At 73.5% G+C, this 5914-nt stretch carries 3 protein-coding genes and 1 pseudogene; 2 read left to right on the forward strand and 2 right to left on the reverse strand.

The window, feature by feature from the left end; translation table 11 throughout:
* Positions 1-278: 278 nt before the first annotated feature.
* Positions 279-1148, reverse strand: coding sequence for a serine hydrolase (locus RIF68_RS24735; RefSeq protein ID WP_309053503.1), 870 nt, complete (start codon positions 1146-1148; stop codon positions 279-281).
* Between the two features lie 433 nt (positions 1149-1581).
* On the opposite strand from RIF68_RS24735, the gene RIF68_RS24740 reads away from it, so the two are divergent.
* Positions 1582-1854 carry a hypothetical protein gene (locus RIF68_RS24740; RefSeq protein ID WP_309053504.1) on the forward strand — a complete coding sequence of 91 codons (273 nt, stop codon included), beginning with the start codon at positions 1582-1584 and terminating at the stop codon, positions 1852-1854.
* Between the two features lie 99 nt (positions 1855-1953).
* On the opposite strand, the gene RIF68_RS24745 is transcribed toward RIF68_RS24740, so the two are convergent.
* Complete coding sequence (locus RIF68_RS24745; RefSeq protein ID WP_309053505.1) at positions 1954-3915, reverse strand: acyl-CoA dehydrogenase; 1962 nt, start codon at positions 3913-3915, stop codon at positions 1954-1956.
* Between the two features lie 176 nt (positions 3916-4091).
* On the opposite strand from RIF68_RS24745, the pseudogene RIF68_RS24750 reads away from it, so the two are divergent.
* Positions 4092-5782 (forward strand): annotated as a pseudogene (locus RIF68_RS24750) (alkaline phosphatase D family protein).
* Positions 5783-5914: the final 132 nt, after the last annotated feature.

Here is a 5914-nt window from a genome sequence, read left to right on the forward strand (position 1 = left end):
TCCGGGTTCGTGACGGCGGACGGACGAGCGCCCAGCGCTCCGGCCCTGCGGGCGTGGGGGCGCGCGCCCTCGCGCCTGGCGGCGGTGAGGCGGACCCCGGCCCCGTGACCCTGCGCCGCACCGTGGCCCCGCAGGGCCGGAACCGTCCCGGGGTGGGCTTCGCCAGGTCCGGCGACCCGTGCCGGGCGGGGCCGTGCAGGACGCAAGGGGCCGCGGCGCCTCGCGGCGCCGCGGCCCCCCCGCGGTCAACTCCCCCTGTCAGGAAGCGGCCGCGTCGTTCACCTCGCGAAGCCGTAGTCCAGCAGCTTCTTGACGTCGGCCGCGCGGTTCGTCTCGCTCGGCGCGGCGAGGACCGTGCCGATGACGGTCTTGTTGTTGCGGGTGGCCGCGAAGACGAGGCAGTACTTGGCCTGCTGGCCCGAGCCGGTCTTCACGCCGATCGCGCCGCTGTAGGTGCTCAGCAGCTTGTTCGTGTTGGTCCAGGCCATGTTCCGGTAGCCACCGGTCCTGGTGGTCACCTTCTGGGTGGTGGACTTGGTCTTGACGATGGTGCGGAACGTGCTGTTCTGCATCACGCTGCTCGCGAGCTTCGTCAGGTCGCGCGGGGTCGAGTAGTTCGCCCCGTTGCTGATCCCGTCGAAGGAGTCGAAGTGCGTGTTCCGCAGCCCCATCCGCCGGGCCTCGTCGTTCATCTTCCCGATGAACGACTTCACCCGGGCGGCCCGGGTCGTGCCGGTGCCGAACTTGTCGGCCAGCGCGTAGGCCGCGTCGCAGCCCGACGGGAGCATCAGACCGTACAGCAGCTGCCGGACCGTCACCTTGTCCCCGACGATGAGCCGGGCCGAGGAGGCGTTCTTCGCGACGATGTAGTCGCTGTACGCCTTGTCGATCGTGACCTTGGCGTCGAGGTTCAGGCCCCGCTGGGCCAGCACCACCTTCGCCGTCATGATCTTGGTGGTGGAGCCGGTCGGCCGGCGGGTGTCCGCGGCCTTGCCGAACAGCACCGCGCCCGTCCCGTTGTTCATGACGAACCCGCCGGGGGCGGTGATCGACGGGGTGGGCGGCGTCGCGGCCTGCGCCTGGCTCGCGAGGGAGCCTCCGGCGAGCACGGCGGAGGTGGTGACCACGATCGTCACGGCCCGGCGCACGCGCAGTGGCGTAGATATCAAGGTGTTCTGCCCTTGGTAGGAGTGTCGTTGGCGGCGAGGACCGTAGGGACCTCGCGTACAGAAGATGCGCGAACGGCCCCGATGGATGTATGGGATGTGTGTCGTTCCGATCACGTCCCGATCCGCGGGAGGGGGATGCGCGGGCGGTGGGGGCCGGGGCCGCGGTGTCTCGCGAGGGGTGTCACCCGGCGGGCCTCCGTCCCGGCCGCCGGACCGGGCCGGCACGGCTCGGCCCACGCGTACCCCCGGGACGGGAACGGTCTGCGCCGCGTGTCCCGGGTGACCCGCGCGGGCGCCCGTCCCCCACCGCCCGCCAAGTCGGCGTGTGCGCCGCCGAATTGGGGGCAACCGGGCGTCGAAGGCCGATCCGCCCGGACCGGCCGGAGGACGACCGTCCGCGAAGGAGAGGCTCATGACGACGCAGTACGGCAACCAGCCCACCGGACACCAGCCCCATGGCACGCCGGAGCGCGCCGCGACCGGCAATGTGCTCAGCATCGTCGCCATGGTCCTCGGCGTGATCGCCCTGCTGTTCCTGCCGATCGTCTTCGGCGTGGTCGGCGTCGTGCTGGCCATCGTCGCCAAGACCGTGCGGCACGAGCGGCTCGCCGTGCCCGCGCTCGTCGTGGCCGCGGTGGGCCTGGTCGGCGGCATGATCCTCGGCGTCGTCGTCTCGTCCGCCTGATCCCGGCCCGGCCCACGGCCGCCCCGGTCGGTGACCGCCCCCGCCCACTGTGGAGGGGACGGCCACCGGCCGGGGCGGCCGCCGTCGCGGGCAGGCCCGTCAGCCCAGCAGGTCGGGAGCCCGCAGCACCTGCGGCGGGACGCCCCAGGCGTCCACCAGGTCGACGGCGAGCGGGCGGATCTTGCGGCACAGGTCGTTCACCTCGCGGCTGATCGCCTTGGACCGCTGCACGGTCAGACGGCCGTGCTCCATGAACCAGGCGCGGTCCGCCTCGATCGTCGACAGGGCGTACAGGTCGCACAGCAGGCCCAGAGCGACCTTGTTGCCCCCGTCGGGGTGGGCCTTCGACGCCTCGGTGAACGACTCCAGCACCAGCCGCTCGACGTGCGCGTGGGCCAGCGCGATCACGTGGTCCTGCACCGACGAGAACACCGCGCCGGGATCGCGCCCCCGGTCGACGCCGGCCTTCAGCCGGCGGGCCAGGCCGGCGAGCATGTGCTCCTCGCGGTAGCGCAGCATGGCCAGGTGGTACTCCGAGTCGAGCAGCCCGGCCTCCTGGTCCCACCGGTCGCCCCCGGGCAGCAGGTCGCGGACCCGTTCCAGGAGCTTGTGCGCGGAGGTCTTCTCGATGACCGTCTCGACCGCGAGGCCGGCGACGTAACGGACCATGCCGAGCTGGTCCAGATCCTCGAACTCACCGGCGTGGTCGGTGAGCAGACCCTTCGCGACGAGCTGGAGAAGGACGTGGTTGTCGCCCTCGAAGGTGGTGAAGACGTCACTGTCGGCCTTCAGGGCGGCGAAGCGGTTCACCGCCAGGTACCCTGCGCCGCCGCACGCCTCCCGGCACTCCTGCACCGTACGGGTGGCGTGCCAGGTGCCGAGCGCCTTCATGCCGGCGGCGCGCGACTCCAGGCGCCGGCGCGCCTGCGGGAGGTCGTCGTGGCCGGAGAAGACGTCGTGGAGCTGCCCGCGCAGGGTGTCCTGCGCGAAGTGGAGCGCGTACGTGCGGGCGAGCAGCGGCAGCAGCCGGCGCCGGTGCAGCCCGTAGTCCAGCAGCAACTGCTCCCCCGCGCCCGGTGACGCCTCGAACTGGCGCCTGCGGACCGCGTACTTGACGGCGAGGGTGAGCGCGACCTTGGCGATGTTCACGCCGGCGCCGCCGACGCACACCCGGCCCTGGACGAGCGTGCCGAGCATGGTGAAGAAGCGGCGGTCGGGGTTGTCGATGGAGCTGACGTAGGTTCCGTCGGGGGTGACGTCGGCGAAGCGGTTGAGGAGCGCCTCGCGCGGGACACGGACGCCGCGGAAGCGGATGCGGCCGTTGTCGACACCGTTGAGGCCCATCTTGAGGCCGTCGTCCTCGATCTCGACGCCCTCCACGACCTGGCCGCCGGAGCGCAGCGGTACGAGCAGGGCGTGCACGCCGCGGGCTTCGCCGCCGACCTCCAGCTGGGCGAAGACCACCGCGAGCTCGGCGTGACGGGCGGCGTTGCCGATGTAGTCCTTGCGGGCCGCGTCGCCCTCGGTGGTGACGACGAACTCTCCGGTGGCGGCGTCGTAGCGGGCGACCGTCCCCAGCGCCTGCACGTTGGAGCCGTGCCCGGACTCGGTCATCGCGAAGCAGCCCATCAGCCGGCCGGCGACCAGGTCCGCCAGGTGGGCCTCGTGGTGGCGGGCGGTGCCCAGCTGCAGGAGCGCGCCGCCGAACAGGCCGAACTGCACCCCCACCTTGACCAGCACCGACAGGTCACCGAAGGCGAGGGTCTCGAAGGCGGCGACCGAGGCGCCGATGTCGTCCCCGCCGCCGTACGCCGCGGGGAAGCCCATCCCGGTCTGCCCGGTCCCGGCCATCTCGACCGCGATGTCCCTCACCCGTTCGCGGTACGCGTCCCTGTCGAGCCGTTCGGCGTCCTCCAGCACGGAGGAGTGGGCCGCCAGATTGGTCCGGACGAGGTCGCGGACCCCGGCGTACTCGCCGTCGAGCAGGCGCGCCAGGGCCGGGACGTCGATCTCGGGCCGTACGTAGCCGCTCGCGGCGGCGGAAGCGTCGTGAAGTGCCATGGGGCCTCCGATACCCCCCGGCGCCGGGGCCATACCGGACGTGATCATGGGCAGGAGCGGTGAGCAGGCCCTGTCGGCGGCACCTTTTCAGTACCGTTGCCAAGTGAGGGCCCTACCCGTCCGCAGGGCCGTGGGGGGCGCAGGGTCGTCCGTACGGTGGCGGAAGGGGACGCGCGATGGCCGGTCTGAGGCTGGGGCCGCTGGTGCGGTACGTCGACTGGGAGACGGGGACGAGTGCGACGGTGTGGGTGGAGACCGACCGGGCGTGCACGGTCGAGGTGCGGTGCGAGGGCGGCGGCGAGGGCACGGCCCGTACGTTCCTCGTCGCCGGCCATCACTACGCGCTGGTCGTCGTCACCGGCCTGACCCCGGGCTCGGCCGCGGAGTACGAGGTGGTCCTGGACGGCGAGCGGGCCTGGCCTTCGCCGGACTCGCCCCTGCCGCCCAGCACCCTGCGCACGCCGCAGGTCCCTGCGGCGGGTGCGGTGGTCGCCTTCGGTTCCTGCCGGTGGGCCGCCCCGGCGGAGGGCGCGGACCCGGTCGGCCCCGATGTCCTCGACACGCTCGCCGCCCGCCTCGCCGCCGGCGCGGGCGACGACGCCCGGACGTCCTGCTCCTCCTGGGCGATCAGGTGTACGCCGACGAGACGTCCGCCGGCACCCGAGCGTGGATCGCCCGGCACCGCCGGGAGAACGGCACCGGCACCGGCGCCCCGCCCGACCAGGTCGCCGACTACGAGGAGTACACGCACCTCTACGACGAGTCCTGGGGCGACCCCGAACTGCGCTGGCTGCTGTCGACGGTGCCCACCTGCATGATCTTCGACGACCACGACGTCATCGACGACTGGAACACCAGCGCGGCCTGGGTCGCCGAGATGCGGGCCACGTCCTGGTGGCACGAGCGGATCATCGGTGGCCTGATGTCGTACTGGGTCTACCAGCACCTCGGGAACCTCTCCCCGGCCGAGCTCGCCGAGGACGAGCTGTACGCGGCGGTCCTCGCCGCCGACGACGGCACGGAGGTGCTGCGCGCCTTCGCCGAGCGGGCCGAGGCCGACCCGGCGTCGGTGCGCTGGAGCTACCGCAGGGACTTCGGCCGCACCCGGCTGCTGATGGTCGACACGCGGGCCGCGCGGGTCCTGGAGGAGCAGCACCGGGCGATGCTGGACGCCGGGGAGGCCGACTGGCTGCGGGCGCAGGCCCTCGACGGGCCCGGTGGCGTGGACCACCTCCTCGTGGGCACCTCGCTGCCGTGGCTGCTGCCGCCGATGGTCCACTTCGCGGAGGCCTGGCACGCGGCCCTGTGCCGGGGCGAGCGCGGGCCGCGCTGGGCGAGGTTCGGGGAGTGGCTGCGCCGGCGCGCGGACCTGGAGCACTGGGCGGCCTTCACCGCCTCCTTCCACCGGCTGACGGACACCCTCGCCGAGGTGGGCCGGCGGGACGGCGCCCCGGCGACCGTGTGCGTGCTGTCGGGCGACGTCCACCACGCGTACGTGGCCGAGGCCCTGTGGCCCGCGGGGCGGCAGCCGCGCTCCCGCGTCTTCCAGTTCACCTGCTCACCGCTGCACAACTCGGTGCCCCGGGCGATGCGGATCGGCTTCCGCTTCGGCTGGAGCCGCTTCGCCAAGGCCGCCGGCCACCTCCTGGCCCGCCACGGCCGCGTCGCCCGCCCCGCGGTGCGGTGGGAGCGCGGCGGTGGCCCGTGGTTCGGCAACCAGCTGATGACCCTGACCCTGCGCGGCCGCACGGCGCGCCTGCGCCTGGAGAAAGCCGTCACGGACGCCGGACGGGGCGGCCGCGACACGGACCGCGCGGGAGCCCGCCTGGTGGAGGTCCTGGACCGGGGACTCACGGAGGAGGGGTGACGTACGGCGGCACGGACCGCGCTGCGCGCGAAGGCCGCGGCGTGGGCGGGTCCGCCGCCGTCTCGGTGCGCTCCTGCGTGACGGCGGGGACAAGGCCCCCGCCGCACGACGTCCCCGGCCCTCCGGCCGGGA

This window comes from Streptomyces sp., assembly GCF_031178505.1.
GTDB lineage: Bacteria > Actinomycetota > Actinomycetes > Streptomycetales > Streptomycetaceae > Streptomyces > Streptomyces gulbargensis.